General features: G+C 39.8%; 23 protein-coding genes. 12 read left to right on the top strand and 11 right to left on the bottom strand.

The window, feature by feature from the left end; genetic code table 11:
- The first annotated feature begins 83 nt into the window (after window positions 1-83).
- From xerD to thrC, 4 genes are all read left to right on the top strand, one after another.
- A complete protein-coding gene (xerD, locus tag ACQ7EO_RS19835) occupies window positions 84-1,001 on the top strand; it encodes a site-specific tyrosine recombinase XerD (protein WP_096732730.1) in 918 nt (305 codons plus the stop codon).
- A 122-nt stretch (window positions 1,002-1,123) separates the two neighbouring features.
- Window positions 1,124-1,936 carry a thioredoxin fold domain-containing protein gene (locus ACQ7EO_RS19840; RefSeq protein ID WP_004818569.1) on the top strand — a complete coding sequence of 271 codons (813 nt, stop codon included), beginning with the start codon at window positions 1,124-1,126 and terminating at the stop codon, window positions 1,934-1,936.
- Window positions 1,937-2,061: 125 nt separating this feature from the next.
- Window positions 2,062-3,366, top strand: a complete 1,305-nt coding sequence (locus tag ACQ7EO_RS19845) for a homoserine dehydrogenase (RefSeq protein WP_004718385.1) — start codon at window positions 2,062-2,064, stop codon at window positions 3,364-3,366.
- A 133-nt stretch (window positions 3,367-3,499) separates the two neighbouring features.
- The gene (gene thrC, locus ACQ7EO_RS19850; protein ID WP_004818568.1) at window positions 3,500-4,639 is read left to right on the top strand and encodes a threonine synthase; all 1,140 of its coding nucleotides are present in this window, start codon (window positions 3,500-3,502) and stop codon (window positions 4,637-4,639) included.
- A 65-nt stretch (window positions 4,640-4,704) separates the two neighbouring features.
- Here thrC and ACQ7EO_RS19855 read toward each other — a convergent pair whose 3' ends face one another.
- The 3 genes from ACQ7EO_RS19855 to pbpG all read right to left on the bottom strand — a co-directional run bounded on the left by ACQ7EO_RS19855 (window position 4,705) and on the right by pbpG (window position 7,344).
- The gene (locus tag ACQ7EO_RS19855) at window positions 4,705-5,478 is read right to left on the bottom strand and encodes a hypothetical protein (RefSeq protein WP_434278502.1); all 774 of its coding nucleotides are present in this window, start codon (window positions 5,476-5,478) and stop codon (window positions 4,705-4,707) included.
- Window positions 5,479-5,487: 9 nt separating this feature from the next.
- Window positions 5,488-6,117: a DUF6915 family protein gene (locus ACQ7EO_RS19860; protein ID WP_434278503.1), complete on the bottom strand. Its 630-nt coding sequence runs from the start codon at window positions 6,115-6,117 to the stop codon at window positions 5,488-5,490.
- A 171-nt stretch (window positions 6,118-6,288) separates the two neighbouring features.
- Complete coding sequence (gene pbpG, locus ACQ7EO_RS19865) at window positions 6,289-7,344, bottom strand: D-alanyl-D-alanine endopeptidase PBP7/8 (protein ID WP_004718389.1); 1,056 nt, start codon at window positions 7,342-7,344, stop codon at window positions 6,289-6,291.
- 232 nt (window positions 7,345-7,576) lie between these two features.
- Between pbpG and gacA the strand changes: the two genes are divergently transcribed.
- From gacA to ACQ7EO_RS19880, 3 genes are read left to right on the top strand one after another with little or no spacing between them, the layout of a single operon-like run.
- Window positions 7,577-8,212, top strand: coding sequence for a response regulator transcription factor GacA (gene gacA / locus ACQ7EO_RS19870; RefSeq protein WP_004718392.1), 636 nt, complete (start codon window positions 7,577-7,579; stop codon window positions 8,210-8,212).
- Window positions 8,213-8,248: 36 nt separating this feature from the next.
- Entirely contained in the window at window positions 8,249-9,817 is a 1,569-nt protein-coding gene (locus ACQ7EO_RS19875; RefSeq protein WP_434278505.1) for a sensor histidine kinase, read from the top strand.
- Between the two features lie 17 nt (window positions 9,818-9,834).
- Complete coding sequence (locus ACQ7EO_RS19880) at window positions 9,835-11,250, top strand: sigma-54-dependent transcriptional regulator (protein ID WP_239046606.1); 1,416 nt, start codon at window positions 9,835-9,837, stop codon at window positions 11,248-11,250.
- 204 nt (window positions 11,251-11,454) lie between these two features.
- Here the strand turns inward: ACQ7EO_RS19880 and ACQ7EO_RS19885 are convergent, their stop codons facing one another.
- The 4 genes from ACQ7EO_RS19885 to lptF all read right to left on the bottom strand — a co-directional run bounded on the left by ACQ7EO_RS19885 (window position 11,455) and on the right by lptF (window position 16,536).
- A complete protein-coding gene (locus tag ACQ7EO_RS19885) occupies window positions 11,455-12,633 on the bottom strand; it encodes a S41 family peptidase (protein ID WP_004818558.1) in 1,179 nt (392 codons plus the stop codon).
- A gap of 30 nt (window positions 12,634-12,663) precedes the next feature.
- Window positions 12,664-14,211, bottom strand: coding sequence for a 2,3-bisphosphoglycerate-independent phosphoglycerate mutase (gpmI, locus tag ACQ7EO_RS19890; protein ID WP_434278506.1), 1,548 nt, complete (start codon window positions 14,209-14,211; stop codon window positions 12,664-12,666).
- 154 nt (window positions 14,212-14,365) lie between these two features.
- Window positions 14,366-15,436 (bottom strand): LPS export ABC transporter permease LptG, encoded by a 1,071-nt coding sequence (lptG, locus tag ACQ7EO_RS19895; protein WP_004818556.1) that lies wholly within the window; start codon window positions 15,434-15,436, stop codon window positions 14,366-14,368.
- Entirely contained in the window at window positions 15,436-16,536 is a 1,101-nt protein-coding gene (gene lptF / locus ACQ7EO_RS19900; protein WP_034613617.1) for an LPS export ABC transporter permease LptF, read from the bottom strand. The genes lptG and lptF overlap by 1 nt, the downstream gene beginning before the upstream one ends.
- Window positions 16,537-16,680: 144 nt before the next feature.
- On the opposite strand from lptF, the gene ACQ7EO_RS19905 reads away from it, so the two are divergent.
- From ACQ7EO_RS19905 to ACQ7EO_RS19920, 4 genes are all read left to right on the top strand, one after another.
- The gene (locus ACQ7EO_RS19905) at window positions 16,681-18,129 is read left to right on the top strand and encodes a leucyl aminopeptidase (protein ID WP_434278508.1); all 1,449 of its coding nucleotides are present in this window, start codon (window positions 16,681-16,683) and stop codon (window positions 18,127-18,129) included.
- On the top strand, window positions 18,122-18,529 hold the full coding sequence (locus ACQ7EO_RS19910) for a DNA polymerase III subunit chi (protein WP_004818553.1): 408 nt from the start codon (window positions 18,122-18,124) through the stop codon (window positions 18,527-18,529). The genes ACQ7EO_RS19905 and ACQ7EO_RS19910 overlap by 8 nt, the downstream gene beginning before the upstream one ends.
- A 32-nt stretch (window positions 18,530-18,561) precedes the next feature.
- Window positions 18,562-19,191: a cell division protein BlhA gene (gene blhA, locus ACQ7EO_RS19915; protein WP_239046608.1), complete on the top strand. Its 630-nt coding sequence runs from the start codon at window positions 18,562-18,564 to the stop codon at window positions 19,189-19,191.
- A 188-nt stretch (window positions 19,192-19,379) separates the two neighbouring features.
- The gene (locus ACQ7EO_RS19920; RefSeq protein WP_004818550.1) at window positions 19,380-19,598 is read left to right on the top strand and encodes a hypothetical protein; all 219 of its coding nucleotides are present in this window, start codon (window positions 19,380-19,382) and stop codon (window positions 19,596-19,598) included.
- A gap of 103 nt (window positions 19,599-19,701) precedes the next feature.
- Here the strand turns inward: ACQ7EO_RS19920 and ACQ7EO_RS19925 are convergent, their stop codons facing one another.
- The 3 genes from ACQ7EO_RS19925 to ACQ7EO_RS19935 form a co-directional block, all read right to left on the bottom strand.
- Complete coding sequence (locus ACQ7EO_RS19925) at window positions 19,702-20,862, bottom strand: hypothetical protein (RefSeq protein WP_434278511.1); 1,161 nt, start codon at window positions 20,860-20,862, stop codon at window positions 19,702-19,704.
- A 214-nt stretch (window positions 20,863-21,076) separates the two neighbouring features.
- Window positions 21,077-21,664: a CDP-diacylglycerol--glycerol-3-phosphate 3-phosphatidyltransferase gene (gene pgsA, locus ACQ7EO_RS19930; protein WP_004718416.1), complete on the bottom strand. Its 588-nt coding sequence runs from the start codon at window positions 21,662-21,664 to the stop codon at window positions 21,077-21,079.
- A gap of 105 nt (window positions 21,665-21,769) precedes the next feature.
- Window positions 21,770-22,564, bottom strand: a complete 795-nt coding sequence (locus tag ACQ7EO_RS19935) for a thioesterase family protein (protein ID WP_434279640.1) — start codon at window positions 22,562-22,564, stop codon at window positions 21,770-21,772.
- A gap of 521 nt (window positions 22,565-23,085) precedes the next feature.
- Here ACQ7EO_RS19935 and ACQ7EO_RS19940 point away from each other — a divergent pair.
- Entirely contained in the window at window positions 23,086-23,892 is an 807-nt protein-coding gene (locus ACQ7EO_RS19940; RefSeq protein ID WP_434278512.1) for a tetratricopeptide repeat protein, read from the top strand.
- 256 nt (window positions 23,893-24,148) lie between these two features.
- Here the strand turns inward: ACQ7EO_RS19940 and uvrC are convergent, their stop codons facing one another.
- Window positions 24,149-25,948: an excinuclease ABC subunit UvrC gene (gene uvrC, locus ACQ7EO_RS19945; RefSeq protein WP_434278514.1), complete on the bottom strand. Its 1,800-nt coding sequence runs from the start codon at window positions 25,946-25,948 to the stop codon at window positions 24,149-24,151.
- Between the last annotated feature and the right edge of the window lie 50 nt (window positions 25,949-25,998).

Raw genomic sequence — 25,998 nt, forward strand, 5'->3', positions numbered from 1 at the left:
CTCATTCAAATACGATATTCGACTTATGTTTTCTTTTAGTCTACATTCCATCAACAAATAAGTTTTAAACACCACCGAAGCCCATGCTAAATAAGAAACCACGTATTCCTGCTGCTGTTGCCATTCCTGAAAATCTAGGCTTTTTACAGGGATTCCGTGACTATTTAATTGCGCAAACGGTCAGTCCGCATACAAGAAACGCCTATTTATCTGACTTAATTCAATGTAGTGAATGTGTAAATTCTTACCTTCCGAATTGGACACATGAAGACATCTCCGATGTGCTTATTCAACTCACCAAACAAGGTAAAAGTCCTCGGTCAATTGCCCGTTCACTTTCTGCTTTACGTTCATTCTTTAAGTTTTTACGTGAACAAAAGATTCGTTTAGATAATCCTGTCGCAATCCATAAAACCCCAAAACTCGGACGAGCATTGCCTAAAGATTTATCGGAGCAGGACGTTGAAGCACTGATCCAAGCACCAGACGTCACAACAGCGTTAGGTTTGCGTGATCGCGCCATGTTTGAAGTGCTTTATGCTTGTGGTTTACGTGTTTCAGAGCTTTTAAATTTAAGATTAGATTTGATCAATTTAAAACAAGGCTATTTAAGAATCACAGGTAAAGGCAATAAAGAACGTTTGGTGCCTTTGGGGGGCATGGCATGTGAATGGGTGGAAAAATATTTAACTGAATCTCGCCCACAACTGTATAAATCCGCTACCGATTATCTATTTCTAACCCAACATGGTGGCATCATGAGTCGTCAAAACTTTTGGTATGCCATCAAGCGTTATGCCTTACAAGCTGGAATTCAAGCTGAGCTATCACCTCATACCTTACGTCATGCTTTTGCAACGCATCTTTTAAATCATGGCGCTGACTTACGGGTGGTGCAAATGCTTTTGGGGCATAGTGATTTATCGACCACACAAATTTATACCCATGTCGCACAAATCCGTATGCAACAGCTGCATGAAAAATATCATCCACGCGCTTGATGGCTGAGCATGACGTGTATATCGGCAATTTACATCCCTTAATCAAGTTTTAAAGTACACTATTAAAAATTTTGTTATGCTAATTCCCTCAAATCATGCTGAAGAAACATAAAGAGTTATTTATGCAATTGAATCGTTCAAAATTGATGTTGGCTTGTCTTATTGCAAGCACGATGGCAGTGAGTGCTTGTTCAAAGAATCCAGACTCAAAAAAAGATGACACTTTAACTGCGACTGCACCTGCAACAGGTGAGGCATCGAATTTAACTGAGCGTGATGCAAAACAACGTCTAATCCAAACATTACAGGCCAATTTCAAAAAGGCTGGTGTTAAAGCCAAAATTTTAGATGCGAAACCGACTGAAATGCCCAATCTTTATTGGATCAGTATGGAAGGCATGAGCTCAGTCTATGCAACATCTGATGGTAAATTCCTAATCCAAGGCGATGTAATCCGTTTAGGTGGCGATAAACTCAGTAGCATTGGTGACAAAATACAAGCTGCAGAAAACAAGAAATATCTTGCTGAGTTAAATATTAAGGACCTCTTGGTTTACCCTGCGCAAGGTAAGGTTAAACATGTGATCTATGTATTTACTGATGCAAGCTGTCCTTATTGCCATAAACTTCATGAACATATCAGTGAAATCACGGCTAAAGGTATTGAAATACGTTATATCGCATGGCCACGTGGTGAGCAATTTATACCGACGATGGAAAGTATCTGGTGTAGTGCAGACCGTAGTGCTGCATTTAATCAAGCCATTGCCGGTACTGCGCTTCCACCAGCAAGCTGTAAAAATCCAGTTCGTGACCTGTATGCTTTAGGTCTAAAAATGGGTGTAAATGGTACCCCTGCGATCTACAATGCAGAGGGTGAATATCTGGGCGGTTATATGACTGCTGACGAAATTGAAAGCCGTTTAAATAAATAATTTTTATCAGTAAATTTACTATTATTTATAGCTCAATATAAAGATGCGTCAGACTCTAGAGTCTGGCGCATTTTTTAGCTATGATCTAAGCTTAATATAATTTATATACATAATTGGAGTGTGACGTGAAACCAGTTCGTCTGGCAATACTCGGTCTTGGAACCGTAGGCGGTGGTGCCCTTAAACTACTACAAGAAAACGCTGCTGAAATTAGACGTCGCACCGGCCGAGAAATTGAAATTACCCACGTAGGTACGCGTCGTCCACGTCCAGATCTAAATTTACCAGCAAGCATTAAACAGAGCGCCGACCTGCTAGATATCGTCCGCCAGCCTGATGTTGATGTTGTCGTTGAAGTCATGGGCGGTATCCACCCTGCTTATGAAGTCATGATGGAAGCGATTAAACATGGCAAGCAAGTGGTAACGGCAAACAAAGCTTTACTGGCAGAACATGGAAATGAGCTGTTTAAAGCAGCTGATGATCACCACGTACAAGTTGCCTTTGAAGCAGCGGTTGCCGGTGGTATTCCAATTATCAAGGTCATTCGTGAAGGCTTAGCAGCCAATAAAATTGAATGGCTTGCGGGTATCATCAATGGTACAGGTAATTTCATTCTGACTGAAATGAGTGAAAAAGGTCGTGCCTTTGCGGACGTACTCAAAGAAGCGCAAGAACTTGGTTATGCCGAAGCAGATCCAACGTTTGATGTTGAAGGCATTGATGCTGCACATAAGCTGACTATTCTTGCATCATGTGCCTTTGGTATTCCTTTACAGTTCGATAAGGTTTATACCGAAGGTATTACCAAGATTACCGCACAAGATGTGAAATACGCTGAAGAGCTTGGCTATAAGATCAAACACTTGGGTATTGCACGTCGTTCTAGCAAAGGCATCGAACTTCGCGTACACCCAACCCTAATTCCTGAAGAAGAGCTTCTTGCCAATGTAAATGGTGTGAAGAATGCTGTTCTGGTTCAAGCCAATGCAGTTGGTCCTACATTGTATTATGGCGCAGGTGCAGGCGCAGGCCCTACTGCTTCTGCGGTTGTGGCAGATGTGGTTGATATTGTCCGTGATATCATTTACACAGAAGATGGTTCAGGTACTATTCCTCAGCTTGCCTTTGAAGCTCTTTCTGACTTGCATATCTTGTCGAGTGATGAGATGACTACAGGTTATTATTTGCGTTTAAATGCTGAAGACCAAACTGGCGTACTTGCAGATGTAACAACAATTTTAAGTCGCACGGGGATCAGTATTGATGCCATCATGCAGCAACCTCGCTTAAAAGATCTGATTCCTATCGTGATTTTGACTGATCCGATCGTCGAATCGAAAATGAATGAAGCGATTGCACAAATTCAAGCCTTACCTGCTATCCATGGCGAAATCGTACGAATTCGTTTAGAATTGCTCGATAACTAATCGGGTTTTAAACTCCTCTAAATTTGCAGCAATACCCTGCAAAGCGCCATTCAATGAATGGCTCAGCCTCTCCGAGTAGAGGCTTAGAGGTTAAAAGAATATCTTATTTGCTCTACACAATTGGAACACCATCATGTCTAATGCCAATCGCTATACAGGACTTGTTGATCGCTATCGTGACCGCTTACCAGTATCGAAAACTACACGTGCTATTTCTTTAAATGAAGGTAATACGCCTCTCATTAAATTAGACAATATTCCCGGTATTATTGGTAAGAATGTTGAAATTTATGTGAAGTATGAAGGTTTAAACCCGACAGGTTCGTTTAAAGACCGTGGTATGACCATGGCAGTGACCAAAGCAGTAGAAGAAGGCTCTAAGGCGATTATCTGTGCATCTACAGGCAATACCTCTGCTGCTGCTGCTGCATATGCTGCTCGTGCGGGTATCAAAGCATTTGTGTTAATCCCAGAAGGCAAAATTGCCATGGGTAAAATGGCACAAGCGATGATGTACGGCGCGATCACCATGCAAATTCGCGGCAACTTCGATGACGGCATGCGTTTGGTTAAAGAAGTTGCAGACCAAGCGCCGGTAACGATTGTTAACTCAATCAACCCATACCGCTTACAAGGTCAAAAGACCATTGCTTATGAAATCGTAGAAGCGTTAGGTCGTGCGCCTGACTACCACTGCTTACCTGTCGGTAATGCGGGTAATATCACTGCGCATTGGATGGGTTATACCGAAGCAGTTGCGAATCAACCTGTTGAAGCATTTGAACAAGTGGTTTATGACCCTGCAACAGATAAGTTTACCGGTCCAAACCCTGAAGGTCGTCCGATCATGGTCGGTTATCAAGCTTCTGGTGCTGCACCGTTCTTACGTGGTGGTCCTGTTGAAAACCCAGAAACAGTTGCAACAGCAATTCGTATTGGTAATCCTCAAAGCTTTAATCATGCTAAAGCGGTCGTTCGTGACTCAAATGGCTGGTTTGATGAATTGACTGATGCTGAAATTTTAGAAGCGCAACGTCTGCTTTCTATGTATGAAGGTGTATTTGTTGAACCTGCTTCTGCGGCATCTATCGGTGGTGCAATTCGTGATATCAAAGCAGGTAAAATTGCTGAAGGTTCTGTGATTGTATGTACTGTGACAGGTAATGGTCTAAAAGATCCTGATACTGCAATTAAACAATGTGAAGATGCAGTGATGCTGTCTATTGATGCAACAATGAATCAAGTGAAAGACTCTATTCTTTCAAATATGTAATAACGCATTCATTTATAAAAAACCAGTTGTGCGCAACTGGTTTTTTTATAAGCTCAAGCTCAACATTATTCTTCTTCATATTGGTCATAGCTATACTGTCTTGCCAAGTCCTTTTCTATACGTTGAATATCTTCAATACTAATTTCCTTGATTTCAAATAAAGACTGCTTGAGTAAAGGATTTACTGCATATAAAGCCTCATGTTTCGAATAATCTATGCTTAACTTTTGCTCAGTCTCGTCATAACTTAGACCTGATTCAGTTGCAATCAATGCTTCCAACAATCCTGGTTGCTCTGAAAGTTCTGATAAGGTTCCATTGAGATGAATAGAACAATAGTCATATTCAGCAAAAATTTTCCCCACACTATTTCTAAGCACTTCTGAGTTTTCTGAATAAACCAAACCAGCAAAACCCTCATCATGCTCTTCAAACCATTGTTGCTTTTTCATCGACCATAAACCATAAAACTTCACTTCTTGATCAAACTGTATCAACTGAAATTTTTGCATCTCGGCAAGCTGAACAAATTCAAATGTATCCTCATCATTTAAGCTTACAGGTAATACATCCATAGATAATTCATCATCATCCAGAATATGTTCACCACAACGCGCAAAGACAAAATCATCCAGTTGTTTTAATTGCGCCTCATCCGCTTCAAAAAGCGATTCAACTTCATATAGAGCAAAATCACGCGCACTCTCAATTTCAAGTTGCTTATAGGTTGCTTCTGCCTGTTGTTTATTGTCAAAAATATTGGCAATACGATTTCCCGCAATATAAAAAACCTCATCGTTATAGCCAAAGTATTTTGCACGTATCACATAAGTCGCCATACGAATCCCCTAATTTTTTGTTGATTGCATTGTCTGTTTTCGTTGATATAGACCTTGAGCACTTAAAGGTATCGCCATTCCATTATCCATCCACAATTCAAAATGCATGGCATTAAAAAAATCTGCTGGGCTATACACAATATTTTCCAATGGAGGTAATTCCCCAATACGCGGCAAAATATCGTAAATAAACCAACTGTTGTGGGTGATTAACAAAGAATGCAATTTGCCTGTTAAAGCCAGAGGTGACAACATCAGCTGTGAAAGCGTTTTATCCTGTAAATAATATTGATGTAACTGCTCGAGTTGCTGTTCAAAGTTTTTAGGTAAATGTTTAGCATCTATCGCATTAACAAAATCATTTAAGGTTGGAATAAAACGCTGTTGGTAGTCCACCAAGAGATGATCACGCTCACACAAGTCTTTAATATCAATTGACTTGCCTGCACTATTTTGAAGGCTATGCCCAAACACAGGAATCACCACCGAATTTACGCCCCATAATGTATGTAAAATTCGATGACGGGCATCACTGCATAAACTTTTGGTACTATCAATAAATCCATGTATTTGATAATAGTCTTCTGCTTCGCCGCCCCAACGTTTGGCAGAAATCCGTGCATGTTGCATTGCATTCATTATCTGAGGTCATCATTTCTTGTTGTTGCTCAACAATAAACCATTTAAAAAAATAAGCGAATATAATTTATTGATCATGGTCTATTGATCTGCTTAATTTAAGCATAAAAAAAGCCCTTCATATTGAAGAGCTTTTTGTCATTTGGCTGGTTAAGTACCGTGAAAAACCAATTAGATACGTTTCGGTAAATTACTCACCCAATTTAATAAATTGGTTGCATCATTGGTACGAGCCTGAGAAGAACTTGCACCTAATAACACCACTACAGCTGGACGACTATTTACAGTGGTATGCATAACCACGCAACGCCCTGCCTCATTGATATAACCCGTTTTAGAAATATTAATATTCCAGCCACCATTACGTACTAAGGCATTGGTATTGTTTGATTTCAACACGCGATAACCTAAATTAAAGTCATAGTGTGCTGTTGTTGAAAATTGACGGATCAAGCCATATTGCGATGCAGCACTGACTAAAATCCCCAAATCTCGAGCAGAAGAAACATTACGTGGATCTAAACCAGTAGATTCAACATAATGGGTTGAGTTCATGCCCAATTGACGTGCTTTTGAATTCATTGCAGCAAAAAATGCTTGGCGACCACCTGGGTAAGTACGGGCTAAAGCCGCTGCAGCTGGATTTTCAGATTTCATCAATGCCACAAGTAACATTTCAGCACGATTCATGGTATCGCCAACTTTTAAAGTTGAACTTGAATTCTTACCACCAGCACCCGCGAAATCGATTTGTTGCAAGGTGATGTCTTCAGACATATTTAGACGAGCATCTGCAGTAATCACCGCTGTCATCAACTTGGTAATTGATGCGATAGGCAACGCCATATTGGTATTTTTACTAAACAGGACTTCACCTGTTTTTGCATCCATCACCAACGCAGCACGTGCATTTACCGATGGTTGGCTGTTATAGGTATTGGTGTCATAAATCTGTACAGACTTATTGGTCAATGTTGTCGGTGCAGCATTTGACGCACGAATTGTTGTGGTTAAGGTGGTTGAGCCTTTTGGAGAAATATCCTCGCCATCATCATCCAGAGAGTCACCATTGAGTAACTGGCTGGCATCTGAAGAAGACCAATTTACAGTTGCTTGTCCGCTCCCCCCCGATGAGTTCATAATGATTTCAGCAAAACCGGTAGAACTCAAACTGAGTAGTACTGACAAACTCAGCACATGCATTAACGTTTTTTTTGGTTTTTTCACGATAACTTACTCACCTCAAGGAGGTATTCACAAACTTGCTAATTACCTCAAATATGACTTACATTTACACTCAAACGTGACTATATTAAAACAAATATTTCAATCACGCCGTATTATGCGTAAATATTGAATGGATATTAGGAATAGGATTGCCAATTTTGTTATGTCTTTGCAAGTCTTTTTTGCTTTATGTAACAAAAATGTCGATATTGAGAAATTTAAGGAGGTGTAAGTGATTACTGTTTTAGTGGTAGATGACCATGAATTAGTAAGAACCGGCATCTGCAGAATGTTAGAAGATCAGACCGATATTCAAGTCATTGGACAAGCAGAATCTGGTGAAGAAGCAATTACGATTGTAAGGCAACAACATCCCAATGTGGTTTTATTGGATGTCAACATGCCTGGAATTGGTGGTGTAGAAACTACCCGTCGTTTGTTACAAACCGCACCTGATACCAAAGTACTCGCTGTGAGTGGTTTGGCTGAAGAACCCTATCCATCGCTATTATTGAAAGCTGGAGCTCGTGGTTACATTACCAAGGGCGCGCCAATCACAGAAATGGTTCGTGCAATCAAAAAAGTCATGCAAGGCGGTAAGTATTTTAGTGCCGATATTGCCGAACAACTTGCAAGCTCTTATTTATCCGATACACAAACCTCACCTTTTGACGCGCTGTCAGAACGTGAAATGCAAGTTGCCATGATGGTGGTAAATTGTGTCAGTGCACAAGAAATTTCTGACAAACTCTTTGTCAGTGTAAAAACAGTCAATACTTATCGTTATCGTATCTTTGAAAAATTAGGACTTGATAGTGATGTAAAACTCACTCACCTTGCGATACGTTATGGTCTAATTAAGCCATAAATTGATTAAAACAATAATTTATCTTGAGTACGATTTATGTCGCCTACGGTAACGGTTCCCATTTATCAAACAATTTACCGTCTAGGCACACTGTATTCAGGGTATAGATTGGTTATTGCCTTTTGCTTAGTCATTATTTTTCTGATTACCCTTGAACATCAACCCGTACATTACCAATATCCCAGCTTATATTTTTATTCTCTAACCGCATTTACGCTGATTGCAGCATTACAAATGATGCTGCTCAAGTTCTACCCGCATGGGGTTGGACGACAATTTATTGGTTTTTTTATTGTTGATATTCCCTTTCTAAGTACCTTGGTATTTGCCCTCAATGGGCCAAATTTAGCCATCAGTATTTTGTTCGTGATTGCCGTTTTTACCGCGAATTTTCTGCTGAGTAAAAATAAAGCGCTATTCGTAACACTGGTTTCTGTGATTGCGATTATTTACCAACAGTTTTTAGGCAGCTTCTTCGATTTTTCAAATTTAAATAATATTAGTAACAGTGCCTTATTGGCTTTTTTATTTTTTATGGTCTATGGCATTGGGCAGATTGCAATTAATCGCTTCCAAGTTTTAGAGTCGTTAAATACCTATCAATCGCTTGAATTATTTAAGTTACAGAACATTAACCGCTATATTTTAGAACAGATTGAAGTGGGTTATTTGGTGCTCGATGAAAAGTGCAAAATTATCGTCAGTAACCCTGCTGCCTGTTTACTTTTGGGTATTTCACCACTTTACGCGCATGAGCAATATCATTTATCCAGCTTTCAACCAGACTTATATGAAATCTTAAAAGATGCCATGTTACGTGATGGAGAACGCTTCCAATTTGAATCGCATCAGTCCTCGTATACAGTCGATATTCGCGTACAAAAATTGATTGTTCCGCATCAAGCACTCACGCTTTTGGTCCTCGAAGATGCACAAAAAATTAATCAAAAGGTACAACAACTCAAACTTGCTGCACTTGGTCAATTGTCCGCCAGTATTGCCCATGAAATTCGCAATCCACTTGCTGCCATTGCGCAGGCCAATGATCTCTTTATTAGCAGTGACCGAGAACAACAAACCATTTTAAATCAAATGATTACCAAACAAACCATCCGTATCAATAATATTATTAAAGATACCTTGGATATGGCAAAAAATAAAAAGACCCATACATCGAAAATTAATTTTCAAGAATTTGTTGATGACTTATTACGCCATGATTTAGGGGATGCTCAGGAAAAAATCAAATTAGAGGTTCAATCTGATGTTTGGATTTATTTTGATGATTCTCATCTTCGACAAGTTTTAATCAATTTAGTCCGTAATGCATTACGTCATAATGATCAAAATGCTGAACACATTTTAGTGCAAACGTTTAAAAATGAATCACACGTATATATCGATGTGATTGATTATGGGAAAGGCGTCACAAAACAAGATCTTTCGCAATTATTTCAGCCATTTTTTAGTACCGAAATCAATGGAACTGGTTTAGGATTGTACCTATCGCAGACGATATGCGAAGCGAATCAAGCGAAACTAATTTACGTAGAGCAAAAACAACAAGGGGCGTGCTTCCGTATCGAATGCCCACTCATGGATTAGATTAGGTTTTTGGGGATATGACTACACGACAACCATTGGTTTTACTTGTAGATGATGAACAAGATTTATGTATGTTAATGCAAATGAGCCTTTCTCGAATGGGCATCAAAACGCATATGGCACACCATTTACAACAAGCCAAATATTTTTTTAGTGAATATAAATATGATGCCTGTATTACCGATTTAAACCTCCCTGATGGCAGTGGTTTAGATTTGGTTAAACATGTATCGCAGCATTATCCTAAAACGCCTATTGCAGTCTTAACTGCATATGGAAATATGGAAATTGCGATTGCCTCGCTGAAAGCAGGCGCTTTTGATTTTGTCAGCAAACCGATTAACCAATTACATCTGCAACAACTTTTACAAAAAGCTTTGCATGTACCACAGTTAAGAGAAACGATCAGCGATGCGCCGCTTGAGGAATCAATGCTCATCGGTGATTCACAGGTGATTCGTAAGTTAAGAGAATCGATTAAAAAAATTGCCCGGTCACAAGCACCCGTATTTATCACGGGTGAATCTGGAACAGGCAAAGAGGTTGTTGCCAACCTCATCCATCTACTCAGCAACCGCAGTGATAGCCCTTTTGTTGCGATTAATTGTGGTGCAATTTCTGAAGAGCTGATGGAGAGTGAGCTATTTGGGCATAAAAAAGGCTGCTTTTCAGGTGCAACTCAAGACAAACAGGGTCTTATTCAAGCTGCCAATGGTGGTACCCTGTTTTTAGATGAAATTGCAGAACTGTCATTGGCGATGCAAGCCAAACTGTTACGAGCATTGCAAGAAAAGAAAATTCGTCCTCTAGGCAGTGATAGCGAAATCGAAGTTGATTTTCGTATTATCAGTGCAACACATCAAGACATTGAAGCATTCGTTGAACAAGGCAAATTCCGCCATGATCTGTTCTTTAGAATTCATGTGATGGATATTGTCCTGCCGCCATTGCGCGAACGTGATTGTGATATTCTAATTTTAGCCAATCATTTTCTTCAGCAAATTTGTACAGAGTGGCGTATTTCAACCAAGTCTTTCACTGAACAAGCCAAAGCTTTTCTTTTGCAACAACATTACTCAGGCAATGTTCGTGAATTACGCAATATCATTGAAAAAGCCATTACCATGAGTGATGAAGACTATATTGATATTCAACAGCTACAACCTGCTCCACATCGTGGTGTCCACAAAGTCGAACAGCATGATCTGATGCAAAGTAAAGCCTTGCCTATCGTCATGCCGAATAAAGCACAAAACATTCCAGAAGAAGGTTTGGAGCAATATTTGGAAAAAGTCGAAAAAGAAGTGCTGTTATCTGCATTAAATCAAACCCATTGGAATCGCACTTTAGCTGCGAAGAAATTGGGCATGACCTTTCGTTCTTTACGCTACCGTTTGAAAAAGTTTGGTTTAGATACCGATGATGATGAATAAAGCAGCCTCCATTCTTCATCATAATATCAACTCAAGCATTTTTTGCTTTTTAAATGGTTACAACATAGCGACATAGATGTCGTCGTTGGGTAAGGAGGGGGTAGATCGCCCCCTTGCCCAACACAACGTGATTTAACTGCCGAATGTCAGATATAGCAGCATAAACTGCTACAGGGTTATAAACTCACTTCTCAGCATTCAACTTTATCTATCACGATGTTTTAATAGTTGATCTGCAACATTATTTAAATAAGTTTCTTCTTTTTGATCTAAAGCCCATGGATATTCCAAGTTAGGGCGAATACCCTGCCCATCAATCATATTGCCATTAGGCGTATAATAATGCGAAACCGTCATTTGTAATGCAGCGCCATTTGGCAATGGAAATAACTTCTGTACAACGCCTTTGCCATAACTTTTTTCACCAATGACCCAAGCACGTTGATGCTCTTTCATTGCAGCTGTAAAGACTTCTGCGGCAGATGCTGAACGACCATTAATCAAAATACCTAATTTAGTATTAGACGACTCATCACCGGGTAAGGCTTGGAATTGTTGATTGCCTTCTGAACGACTTTTGGTAGAAACAATCGTTCCCTGAGTTAAAAACAGATCAGCCGTTTCAACAGCAGCGGAGAGTAAACCACCGGGGTTATTGCGCAGGTCGAATAGTACGGCTTTTACTTTTTGAGTGCTGTATTCTTCGATTAAACGTTTAATTTCATTGGCTGTATCTTGTTGAAAAACTTTAACTTTAAGAACTAAAACCTGATTGTGCAACATAATCGGCTCGATATCTGCCACTTCTAATTTGCGATTTCTGACCACGGTGATGGCTGGGCTTTTTTCATTCAGTTGCAACTGAAAAGTTGAACCAATTGAGCCATGTAATAAATCTTCGACTTGTTGGGCATTTAAATTTTTAAGTTCTTGATTTTCAATTTTAAAAATAGTGAAGCCATTTTTTAAACCGAGTTTAAATGAGTCTGAATTATCGCGTAAATTCTTCACTTTCCATTGATGAATATGACTATCAAAAGCCAATTCAAAGTCAGCAGTCGCAAGGTCACTTTCCGTATATTGCATTAACTGTTTATATTCTTCAGGACTCAAATAACGTGAATAGCGATCTAAACCACCCACCAGCCCTTTGATTGCCTGTAGAAACAGAACATCATCCGGTTTTTCCTGAACATAATTGTCTTTGACAATGCCGTAGATTTGCACAAACTGCTCAATCGATTCAATGGGCACTTCGGCAATACTTTCTTCGACATCACCATCAAAATCAAGTGCGGCAGCATTTTCTGCTGCCCAAACTGAATGGCTTCCACAAGCCAACAATCCTGTTAATACAGCAATATATTTCCAAGCTTGAGCCATTCACGCACCTAGTTTTTAATAGAGATAATTTTATGCTTTCAATGTAATTAGATTACGGCCTTGCATTTCTGTCGGTACAGGGAGATGCATTAAACTTAAAATAGTCGGTGCAACATCTGCTAAAACGCCACCTTCAGCAATCGTCGCTGAGCTTGGTCCAACATAAATGAAAGGTACAAGTTCAGTGGTATGCTGGGTATGGACTTGACCACTCACATAATCCTGCATTTGCTCGACATTACCATGATCAGCGGTAATCAGCATGTGACCATGCTTTGCCATTACTGCTTCATATAAACGACCAAGGCTTGTATCAACCGCTTCAACTGCTTTCACAGCTGCATCAAAAACGCCAGTATGACCCACCATATCGCCATTGGCATAGTTCACCACCAAAAGGTCAAACTCGCCTGAATTGATCGCATCCACCAGCTTGTCAGTGACTTCTGGTGCGCTCATTTCTGGTTGTAGATCATAAGTCGCCACTTTCGGTGATGGGATTAGAATTCGTTTTTCACCTGGATATTCATCTTCACGGCCACCGCTAAAAAAGAAAGTCACATGGGCATATTTTTCTGTTTCTGCAATACGTAACTGCGTTTTGCCTAAAGAAGATAAGTATTCACCAATTGAATTTTTTAAACCTTCTGGCATATACGCCACTGGTGCATCGATCGTCGCTTGATAACGCGTTAACATCACAAATTTGGATAGATGTGGTACCACTTTACGCTCAAAACCAGCAAAGTCTTGCTCTACAAAGGCTTTGGTAATTTCACGTGCACGATCAGCACGGAAATTCATAAAGACCACACTGTCACCATCTTGGATTTTTGCGATTTCACCAATACGGGTTGCTTTAACAAATTCATCATTTTCATTGGCTGAATAAGCTTGCTCTAAACCTTCAACTGCTGAATCAACAACACGTAAAGCTTCTCCTTCAGTCATCAGGCGGTAAGCTTGTTCCACACGATCCCAACGATTATCACGATCCATAGCAAAGTAACGTCCAATCATGGTGGCAATACGCCCTTGATTTGGATATTGTGCAAATAAAGCATCGAGTTTTTCTAAAGAAGGTTTTGCACTTCGTGGTGGCGTATCACGACCATCTAAGAACGCATGTAAATAGACTTTTGCCCCACGTTTCAAGGCAAGCTCACACATCGCAATAATATGATCTTGATGAGAGTGGACACCACCCTCTGACAACAGCCCCATGATGTGTAATGCACCATTTGCCGCTTTGGCTTTTTCTACTGCATCAATCAGAACTTCATGCTGGAAAAAATCGCCGGTACGAATGTCTTTGGTGATACGGGTAAAATCTTGATACAGCACACGACCTGCGCCCAAGTTCATATGACCCACTTCTGAGTTACCCATTTGCCCATCTGGCAAACCCACATCTTCACCTGAACCTGAAATTAAACTATGCGGATGCTGTTCTTGCATCATGGTTAGATTTGGCGTTTTTGCTGCTAAAAACGCATTATCTTCGACCGCTTCACGATGACCCACACCATCCATAATCACTAGAACGTGAGGGATTTTGCCAGCAGTTGCATCCGTCATGATTTACACTCTTTACTGTTTACAAATTAATCGTTACATCTTACCGTTTTTTTACGGCAGACTCTATGCTAAGACCATGGCAAAAACGGGTTGCCATCATCTAAATTTCTAATCTAGTTAAAATTCAACTGACCTAAGCAATTGATTCATCAAATTATCTTGCTCTGTACAACAAATAACTGCCGATACCAAACATCAATACAATTGGCAAAAATACAAACCAAGCTGGCGATGGTGCATAGACCAAACTCGCATAGCCCAAGAAGTCTTGTATGTAATAGAAGCCCAAACCAACAAATAATGCGATGACTAAGCGAAAACCCATTGATTGTTGGCGCAAAGGCCCAAAAATAAATGAACAGGCAATCAACACCAATGCAAGTAACGCAAATGGTGAACCAATATTTTTCCAGAAAGCCAAAAGATATGTCTTCGGTACTTGGCTATATTCATGCATATATTGCATAAAACTCAACAACTGCGTAGGGGCTAAGTCCTCAGGATTGATGGTCACCATATGCACATATTTCGGTTGCAATGCGAGTGCTAAATCCTGTTGGTTTTTATTGACAACTTGAGCTTGACCATTGTCTAATAAATTGACTTGGGCACTGTTTTTTAAATTCCATTGACCTTCTTTGAAGAACTGCCCTTCTTCCGAATTTAGCAATGATTTCATTCGATAATTTTCGTCAAAATCGACAACTTGAACTTGTTTTAGCGTGCCTTGCGAGTTGGCATAATCAATATAAATAAAGCGTTGCCCTTCACGTGTCCAATAGCCTTTAACTTCCCCAAGCGCCGCGACACTGCGATGGCTTTTAATACTTTTCGCCTGTTCATTGGTATAGGGAATTACGAATTGGGTCAATAAAAATGAAAGCACCACCAAAAGCATCGCTGAACGCATCACCCAACCAACAATACGCCAGAGGCTAATACCCGCTGCTCGCATCACAATCAGTTCACTGTTGGAAGCCATTGAACCTAAACCCAATACAGCCCCGATCAAGGCTGCAATTGGAAGAATCTCATACAAATAACGAGGTGCGCCCCATAAAACATATTGCAACGCATTCCAAGCCGTATAGCCTTGTTTAAGATCACTTAACTCACCCAAATAGGTGAACAATATCTGCAAACTGGCAAGGACTGCGGTCGCACCTAACATGGCGAGCAAGGTGGTTTTCGTCACATGTTTTGCGACAATTCTACGTGCTAACATTATGATTTTACTCGCTGTATTTGCTTTTTAATCTTAGGTGCTAATTTCTGCTTTCTTGAAAATAGAGCGGCAGCAACAGCATAGAATAATAACACTGCAGGATATGCCCAAACACCCACTTCATCTTTACTGATACGGGTTCGTATTGCCATGAGTGCCACAATTAAGCTGGCAAAAATCAATAATGCTGGGAAAAGTTTGAGATAGCGACCTTGTCTTGGGCTGACTTCACACAATGCAGTTGCCAGCATTAAGGCGACAATAATGGAAAACGGAACAAATAAGCGCCATCCCAACTCACTTGCCACAACAGGGTCATTTCTATTTTCAAGCAATTTGCCAAAAGATAGCCCCTCAACTTCATCACTTTCAAACTTGGCTTCTTTATTATTTTCTAAACGTAAACGATAAGATTGGAATTCGGTTTGGCTATATTTGGGTGTTCCTGGGTAAATTTCATAACGGCGACCTTCGACTAAATCAACCACACTGGCGGTTTCATTGGCAATTTCAATCCGTGTCGCTTCCTTTGCCAAAATCATGACATCAGGTTTGCCTTCTTTTTCAGCACGTTGATAAAAGAAAATATCTTTTAGATTTTTACGATCTTCAGATAAAGAGCCTGCATAAATCGTATAAGCCCCCGAAGAAATAAACTCACGTGGCCGAACTAAATCAAAGCCTGTTCGTACCGCTTGTGTAGAGATCAGTTGCTCATATTGACGGATCCCCCATGGAGACATCCAGATCATTAAGACACTTTGTACACACAAGTAAATAACAGTCAGTGGAATCAATAATCTGGCGACTTGAATACGGCTAATACCACTCCCGTTCAGTACCGCCATTTCATGATCGACATATAAACGACCAAAAACCAGCATCAACCCAATAAAGAAACCCAAAGGAAGAATTAAAGTCAAAAACTCAGGTAAACGAAAACCGATAATACTCAACAGAATACTCGGATCTACACGCCCCATAGCAGCTTGACCAAATCGTTTAATCAATTGCCCACCCATCATAATGACTGTCAGTAATGTGACAACCACAAGAGAGGTCGAAACGACTTGTTTGACAAGGTAACGTCGAATAATCAAATTAATCTTCCAAATAAGGGTAATATCGTGATGTAGCGCTAGTTTACCCGAAGTTAAAATTATAAAACTAGATTGAAATTCTACCATTTGAAGTGGTTCAATGGTTTAATGATTTGAAATGTACAAAAGGCACAAAGACAACACATGAAACTTACGATCAATACGTCATTTTCAGCGTCTACATCTAGCCAGTCGTTATTTATTCTGGTGGATTCTGAAAACGCTAAACAAGTTCAAGAAACATATAAAATCAATGACTTGAACAGCATAATTGAAGACACTCAATTCAAAGCAAGTTTAAACGAAACTCTACCACTTATCGGAAAGCTAACTCAAGTTACGCAATGTACTTTAGTGGGCATAGATAAAGCCTCTGAAATTAAAGCTGCGAAATTAGCAAAAATCGCACAAACCATTATCAAAGCTTCACAAAAAAAATTCCAAAAAATCAGCATCGATATTTCGGCTTTACCGACTGAGTTACATTATCTATTTGCATTAAATTTGACGCAAGCTGCATATGCTTATGATGAATTCAAATCGAAGAAGAATGAGTTTACTTTAGAAAATATTGAATTTATTGCAACGCAATCAAGTCTGACTGCAGAACAGATCACGCTTATTCAAGCTGTTCAAAAAGGTCAAAACTTTGCCCGTGACTTAGGTAACTGCCCTCCTAATATTTGCTTCCCTGAATATTTAGCAGAACAAGCACGTGCTTTAGCAGCTGAATTCCCTGAGCTTTTACAAGTAACGGTACTTGAAGAACAACAACTTGCTGATCTAGGCATGCATGCTTTCCTTGCGGTAAGCAAAGGTTCTGATCGTCCAGGACGAGTGATTACCCTTGAATATAAAGCCAATCCTGATCAAGCACCAATCGTACTTGTGGGTAAAGGTGTGACTTTTGATACAGGTGGTATTTCATTAAAACCGGGCTTAGGCATGGATGAAATGAAATTTGATATGTGTGGTTCAGCATCTGTGCTGGGTACGATTCGTGCACTTTGTGAAGCAAAACTCCCGATTCATGTAGTTGGCGCAATTGCTGCTGCTGAAAACATGCCTTCTGGTCATGCAACTCGCCCTGGTGATATTGTAACCACCATGAGTGGTCAAACGGTTGAAATCCTGAATACCGATGCCGAAGGTCGTTTAGTCCTTTGTGATACCTTAACCTATATTAAGCGCTTTAATCCTGCAGTAGTGATTGATATTGCAACACTGACTGGTGCTTGTGTAGTGGCTTTAGGTTCAGTGGTTTCAGGTTTATTTACACCAGATGATGAACTTGCAGAAGAAATTACAGCAGCAGGACACACTGCATTTGACCGTGTATGGCGTATGCCCGTATATGACGATTATCAAGAACAACTTGATTCGCCATTTGCCGATATTGCCAATATTGGTGGTCCAAAAGCTGGCGCAGTTACAGCAGCTTGCTTCTTACAACGCTTTACCCGTGACTATCGTTGGGCACACTTAGACATTGCAGGTACAGCGTGGAATTCTGGTGCAAATAAAGGTGCAACAGGCCGTCCAGTGCCATTGTTGATGCAATTAATCGCCAACCGTGTACAAAAGAATGGCTAAAATTAGCTTTTATTTGTTTGAAAAAAGCCCTGAGCGACAGGTGGAAAGTGCCTGTCGTTTATGTCGTAAAATTTTACGAAATGCAGCCAAAGTTTGGTTGCATTGCCCTGATGTAGACATGCAGCAACAACTGGATGAGCGTTTATGGAGCTTTGATCCGACCAGTTTTATTGCGCATGGAATTGATCAAATTGATGCACCGATCTGTATTTCTTCAAGATTACCTGAGTCTTTAGACTGGATTGTGTTTAATTTTAACAATCAAGCACTTGAACAAGTGACACAATTTAGTCACATTATAGAAATTATTGAAAATGCTGAATCAGCAAAACAAATTGGTCGAGAGAAATATAAAGCCTATCGACGAATGGGTGTTTCGCCTCAAACATTTAAACTTTAATTCTTCATTCTCATTTTATATCAAGGAGATGCGTGGTGACATTAAATGTCGGTCAAGATTTTAAAAAGCGCTGGTTAGATACGCCTGAAGCGGTACGCCAAACTTTTGTAGATGACCTTAACCGCATCTGTGACCTTCTCAGCCCTAAAACAAATGTACAGGATTGGCTAAGTAACGACCAACGCCAAATGCAAGTGGCGCAACTCCAAGTTGAACACGCCTATGCTGAGCTAAAAGCCCAGCTGATTGAAGAAGCACGAATCCGTAGACAATTGGCGCTTGAAAAATCTTTAGCGGAAAAACGAGCATTACAGCACGCCTATAATTTAGCACTACAACAAGATGAAATTCAGCAGTTTGAACATCAACAATTGACCTTACAAAATTTACGTCAACAAATTGATATTGAAATTTCAGAATATAGTGAAAAATACACTAAAAATCCTGATTATCCAGCAATAGATTATGCCAATGGGCAATTCCGCATCACAGATGCACAAATGACTTCAGAGTTGGAAAGTGTTCGTCTACGTCTTGAGTTAGAAGCAGAAACGCTCATCGAACAGAGCCTAAATGCTTTACGTAGCAAACTACAAACTGCGGCAAAAGAAGAGATTGAATATATTTTGGCAAATTCGAATTTTTCGGCAGAAAAAAAATAAAGTTTATTTATTTTAATCGGATATCCAAGTTTACTTGTCACGAAATTGCAATATTAATGTCACATGATAGTCATCTCGGATGGCTTTAACGCTTATGTGTACAGGTTAAAAATATTTTAAGTGATCAACTCAGTGAGTTTTTATTTTCAAGATAAAAATTTCCAATCACTTGCATCAGGATGAATAAAATGGATCTGCTTAACCACATTTCGAACCAAATTGCGCGACTACATTCAGGTGAAAAATGGACTGTTTCTATACAAGATTTACTGATTAGCCGTGTAGATTTTCAATCGCTTTCAGTATTTCTTTCTCGGGAATCTGAAAAAGGGACGTTCTCACTGACTGATATGGACAAGCTAAAATCGCGCTTTGAACATACTTCACTGACGATTATCAAAAACTAATTAAGCCTGATACTTTGTCTCCTTCTCAAAACAAGTTCGCAAATAAACCAAAGTCTCATTTCAGCTTTGGTTTATTTTAAATGTAGTGTAGAAACACAGGACCTCAACAGATAATTTTTGAAATTAGCTTGGCTTCAACCCGCAAGGTCTCATTGTTATTTTGATCAATTTCAACCAAATATTTTCCATTGGAATAAAAAATAGAATTGTCTTTTAAAGCAAAACTCATCACGCCTTTTTTTAATACAATCATTTCACCAGAAGCTGTCATCTTGATCAACTCCCAAGAATTTGGAATCATCCCTGGATATTTTTCGCCCGCCTTCTGATTACGTTCTAAATTTTGCTGAGCCTTAATCAAATTACCTTCAACAAATAACTCTTCTTCTGACTTTTGTTGCGATTTGGCTGGATTATTTCCAGACGTTGTTTTTAACGATTCACCCGTATAGCGTTGAGTAAAGAAATCCAACCACCCCACAATCGCACGAATAATTTTAAAAGGCGCAAAAATAATATCTTTAAACGTTGTTAACGGGGATTGGTGAGCGCCATCACGGGAATACGGGCGTTTAATAAAATACAAATTGCCCTGCTCATCCATTTTGGGTTTAAAGAAATCAAACTTTGGATTTGAAGCGATTGTTTGCAACTCGCCTGTTCCCATATCCAAATGAAAAATTTCTTTGGGGCTATAGGCAATACGGTGTTCGCCATAGGCTAAACCACACGAATCATAATACAACTGCATGGTATCTCGCGGATCAAAACATGGGTTTGAATCCTGACAATCCCCTTCGGTCAAATACTGTGTTCGATTGGCGTCTAAAGGCAGAATACAAATATGTCGTTCATAGCCCTGTGTGTTAACGGATAGGGCTAAACGCTTTTTAGATTCATCATAAGCCATGTCCTGTACCACAAAATCATTCTTTCGTAATACTAAGCCTTCGGTTTCTTGTAAATCTGTCAATGATTTGATATTGATCGAAGTGCCTTCTTGCAAACAAGCGGTATAAATCATTTTATGATCAGCAGTGAGAGCTACATCTGTGGGGAAAATATGGTTTAAATCCACCTCATCATCTTGTGAAGATGTTCGCATGAACTGTGCACCCGTACCTTTGGTTTTCCAATCTTTACGTTGTTGAATCTCAACTAAATTCTTTTTATATAAGTCAATGGCTTGGCAAGGAACCGTAATACTTTTATTCCCATCCAATAAATACAAATTTTGATTCGATAAATAAAGCAATGCTGCCATGTGTATTCCTTAATTTTACCTGCAATGGCGTGTTTCTCAATATTCCAGTTACAGTGTTTCTTGTAATTTGATTGATTTTCAATATAGCCCAAGATGATGTTTAACGATTTGTATCTGTTTTCATCAATCTTTCCATTGTACTGACTTTCAAGCACAAAAAAAGCCTTTCACGAGAGAAAGGCTTTGATCTGTATATTGCATTCAATTGCGCAAATTAAGGCTGTTTTAAATAAGGCCACGCTGCTTTTAAATAAATAAACATCGACCAGAGTGTCAAAATGACCGCGGTATATAACAAGGCATAAGCCAGTATTTCTAGCGGCTGCCAATTTAATAAAAATACCGTGATCGCAATCATCTGAAAGGCTGTTTTATATTTACCCACCGTGGAGACTGCCACATTGGTACGTGCACCTAATTCAGCCATCCATTCACGCAGTGCTGAAACTGTAATTTCACGTGAAATAATCACAATTGCGGCAAATGCCATAGTGATTGATGGTTGCCATTGCACTAAAACAATCAGTGCTGCTGCCACCATTAATTTATCTGCAACTGGATCTAAAAACCGCCCAAAAGCTGAGGTTTGATTTAATGTTCGTGCCAGATAACCATCAAACCAATCTGTGACTGCTGCAACAACAAAAATTGCAGTCAAGATAATATGACGCGTCATACCACCAGTATGTCCAGCCACTCCAATTGCAGGTGGCCAATAGGCAATAATTAAAAAAACAGGAATTAACGCGATTCGAGCAAGCGTCAAGATATTTGGAATATTCAGGATACGACCTGTAGTCATAGACACCGCCAGTGAGTCCCCTACTTACCCGAATGAAGGTAAATAATAATTTAGAGTAAAGCTCTATTTCGTTAGTACTTTAAACGATTCACATGAAACTGTCGACTAGGTAAATACTGTAACCGTCTGTCTTGCAATCGCAATGAGTCGATTTTGCTCATCCCAAAGATAGGCATGTTCTGTTGCATATCCATGCTCAGCAAAGTCTGTAATCACTTTATACTTGAACCAATCATTCAACTGATTTTGTAAAGGATGGATAAACGTTACTTGCCAAGTCAGTGTACTTGCGGGCGCAGGCAGTTTAAACATCGGCAATACACCCGGAGGCCAAACGTCCATTAAGGTCATGATGTCTGAGATATTCATTGTTCGATTGGCATGTAGCTCAGGGTCAAAACGACACAAACCCGAGAAATCAGGTTGCTTACTGCCTGACATTGGATAATTCCCTTCAATCCAAGCCAGTTGGAAATTTTTTACACACTCAGGAAAAGGTAAATATTTAGGGACAATATTAATCTGATCAAGTGGCGGAAAATCAGGGGCTTGAGGCTCTAAAGACACTTGAATTTTAGAATCGCGTTGGCTACCAAAACTCGCAATTAAAATACTTTGTACAGCCTCATTTTGCCACAGTCTGACTTCAATCGTCGTGACAGACTTACCCTGTCTCAGGATTTCAGCAGTCAATTTCACTGGTATTTCTTCAACAGGCCCAACAAAAGTGACACTACAACTTAACAACTTTTTAACTGGATCGTGAATGGTTGCAATTGCTTTATAAACCAACATACCTGCAACGAGACCGCCAAAGATGGTACGCCCCTGCAACCACCCTTGAGGAATATCAATCCACTCTTCTTGTTCAATCTGCTGAAATAGCGCTTCTAATGACATGATCTGTCCAATTTTCCAATCTTTGTTGTACTGTTTCATATTTAACAGGAGATGAAAATGATCAGTGACTGATGCGTCAATGGTTGTTTTTGCAAATGCGATTTAGGTTCAATAGCGATCATTCATATTCCAAACCAGCTGGCTCACGTCTACAACGACAAGAATAAGGTTTTAACACATTGTATTAAATAGATATTGAGCCTGCTATTATTTATTCATATTTCAGTGCTTCGTATAACAGCACGATGCGCAGAATAAAGTAGATCTGAATCGAGGCTGATTGTTTAGAATCAGAGAATATCAGCACATATCACATAGAAGATAAGCGCTAATTGAACACTTTTCACCCTTCACTTGATCAGATAACGGATTGAAGGCAATATGTATAACGTACTTATCTTTAAGAAATTTCCAAACAGGAAATAAGAAACGTACGCTTAAAATAACAAATACAACCCAATGATAACTTCAAAAATATTGATCTAGGGTGTTCTTTAGCTTCATCAATTTTGGATTTTATGATGAATATACGCAATCTTTGGCGAAACCTGCTTAAACACTATTGTCGAAGTTGGATCGGGATTTGCTTTGTTCCAATGCTCCTCGCCTGCCAACAGACCAACACAGCAAAGACCATAAATACTGAAAGCATAGACTGGAACGCACTACACTTTACCTGTAGCAAAGAGCAAAACCCAGCATTCGATGACGCGTCTGATGCCTTGTTTCAACGTGCAAGAGCCTTAGAGAAAGCCAATAATCCAGCCAATGATGCTGAAATGGTTCGCCTCTATCAACAAGCTGCCAAACGCGGTCACTATAAAGCATTACTGAATTTAGCGGGTCTATATATCCATGGCACTGGCGTAGCAGTTGATCAAGGAAAAGCCCTTGATTTAGTAGAAAGCGCGATGAAAATGCAGTCTGCACACGCTTACTACTCAATGGGTGTCATGCTGCAACAAGGTATTGGCGTTAAAAAAGATAAGACGGCAGCGCTCAACTATTTTCGTAAGGCGGCGGATATGGGGAACAAGTATGGACAAGCAGCAACAGGTGAAAACATAATTCGTGCTTTTCAACTGCAACTGGAACCCGCTAGAAGTCGCGGCAAGACTATTGGAAGGCAAGCACTAGAATGTGCACTATCACAAGACTTGGCTGATGCAGGCCACGCTCTTGGAGTGGACTATCTAATTGTAGAAAAAGATATTCCTACCGCACTTGAATATTTCCAAAAAAGCAGCATCTCTTGGCAGCAAAGACAGTTTATTTCGACTCTATTTTTCATTAGACAGAGGGGAACATGGAATCCCCAAAGATCCTAAACACGCTTCATGCTATTACGAATTGCTAGAGCAACGTCGAGCCGATCCCAATAAACGTTTTCCTGATATTGATCAGATCTGCCCATTACCGCCGCTGTTGTTACCACACTGAAAACAACTACCGCATCATACCTGCAAATAATCGATCAGCGCTGCTTGTATATATCAACATATAAAACCAAGACTGCATAAATATTTAATTAAAATCAATAAGCTGAATTATACATACGACTTATGATCGAGAATAATAACAGTGTTATTCATGCAACACTTTATAAATCACTCGTGCCATAACATCGCCTAAACCGGGAACATTTTTTAAATCATGTTCAGAGGCTTTAAGTACCCCTTGAATCCCACCAAAATGAGTCAGTAAATCACGGCGACGTTTTGGACCCAAGCCCGGAATAGCCTCAAGTACCGAACCTCCACGACGCTTATCTCGTTTAGCGCGATGTTTGGTGATTGCAAAGCGATGTGCTTCATCACGAACTTGCTGAATCAAATGCAGTGCCTTATGGTCTTCAGGAAGCTGAATCTTCGTGCCATCGGTAAAATGTAGTGTTTCTAAACCAGGTTTACGCCCTTCACCTTTGGAGACACCCACCATAAATGCATCTAAACCAAGCTCTTGCATAACTTCCATCGCCATATGAAGTTGCCCTTTACCCCCATCAATCAATAATAAATCGGGTAACATGGCTTTTTTATAACGGCGTGTTAAGGCTTGGCGCATAGCGGCATAATCATCACCGCCAGTAATATCTTCAATCGCAAATTGGCGATAATCGCGTTTACGTGCGCCACCTGCATCAAAAACCACACATGATGCAATGGTTGCTTCGCCCATAGTATGCGAAATATCAAAGCATTCAATACGATCAACAGGTCGCCCACAGACTTGTTCCAATTGATGAAAACGCTCATTTAATTCTAAATGATTGGCTAATTTTCCTTTGATCGCATGCTGAACATTCATTTCAGCCAACTCAAGCCATTCAGCGCGAGTTTCACGAACATTGTGTTTAATCTGAATTTTCTTTTCAAACTGTTGATGTAAAGCCGCTTCCAGTTCTTTTCGGTCTGTCACATTCACGTTGACAATCAGTTCAGCAGGAACTTCATCTGCGACCTGAAAATAAAAATTGGCGATAAAATCAGACAACATTTGCCCCAAATCATCATCCAACATATCGGGAAAATAACTTTTCCCACCCAGCATTTTCCCATTACGCACATGCATGATCTGTACACAGGTCACACCCGCTTGATAGGCAATGGCAAGAATATCAGCTTCACCTTTGACTTTATAAATGGCTTGCTGTGCTTGGACATCACGCAGTAAGGCCATGCGGTCACGGTAAAATACCGCTTTCTCAAATTCTAGATTTTCTGCCGCTTGTTCCATTTTTTGAATCAATTCCTGATTCAGTTCTTTGGTATCGCCATTTAGAAAACGAATCGAGTTTTGTACGTCTTCATTATAAGCTTCGGCTGAAATAAGCCCCACACAAGGCGCAGTACAACGCTTGATCTGATATTGCAAACAAGGACGTTTACGCTGTGAAAAATAGCTGTTTTCACATTGGCGGACATTAAATAATTTTTGTAGAACTAACAGTGTGTCTCTTGCATTATAAGCACTTGGATAAGGGCCAAAAAACTTACCCACTTGATGTTTGCCTTTGCCCCGTCCTGAAGCAATACGTGGATAAGGTTTATCTGCGGAGACAAAAATATAGACATAGGATTTATCATCACGCAACATAATGTTATACGGTGGGCGATGCAGTTTTATTAGATTCTGTTCGAGTAATAAAGCTTCTGTTTCAGAACGGACGACAAGGGTTTCAATATTATAAATACGTGCAACCAAAGCCTGTGTTTTCGGATGTTCAATCGTTTTGACAAAATAACTCAGTACGCGATTTTTTAGATTTTTGGCTTTTCCGACATATAATAACTCCCCCTCTTTTCCCAGCATTTTATACACACCAGGTAAAGTCGTCATATTGGCTAGAATCTTTTCGATATTTTCACGTGCGTTTTCGTTCACAGTAGGCTTTTAACTTTGGACTATAAATGGATGATGTAGTTAGATCATCC

It is taken from the genome of Acinetobacter sp. CE-15 (assembly GCF_051059255.1).
GTDB classification, from domain to species: domain Bacteria; phylum Pseudomonadota; class Gammaproteobacteria; order Pseudomonadales; family Moraxellaceae; genus Acinetobacter; species Acinetobacter guillouiae.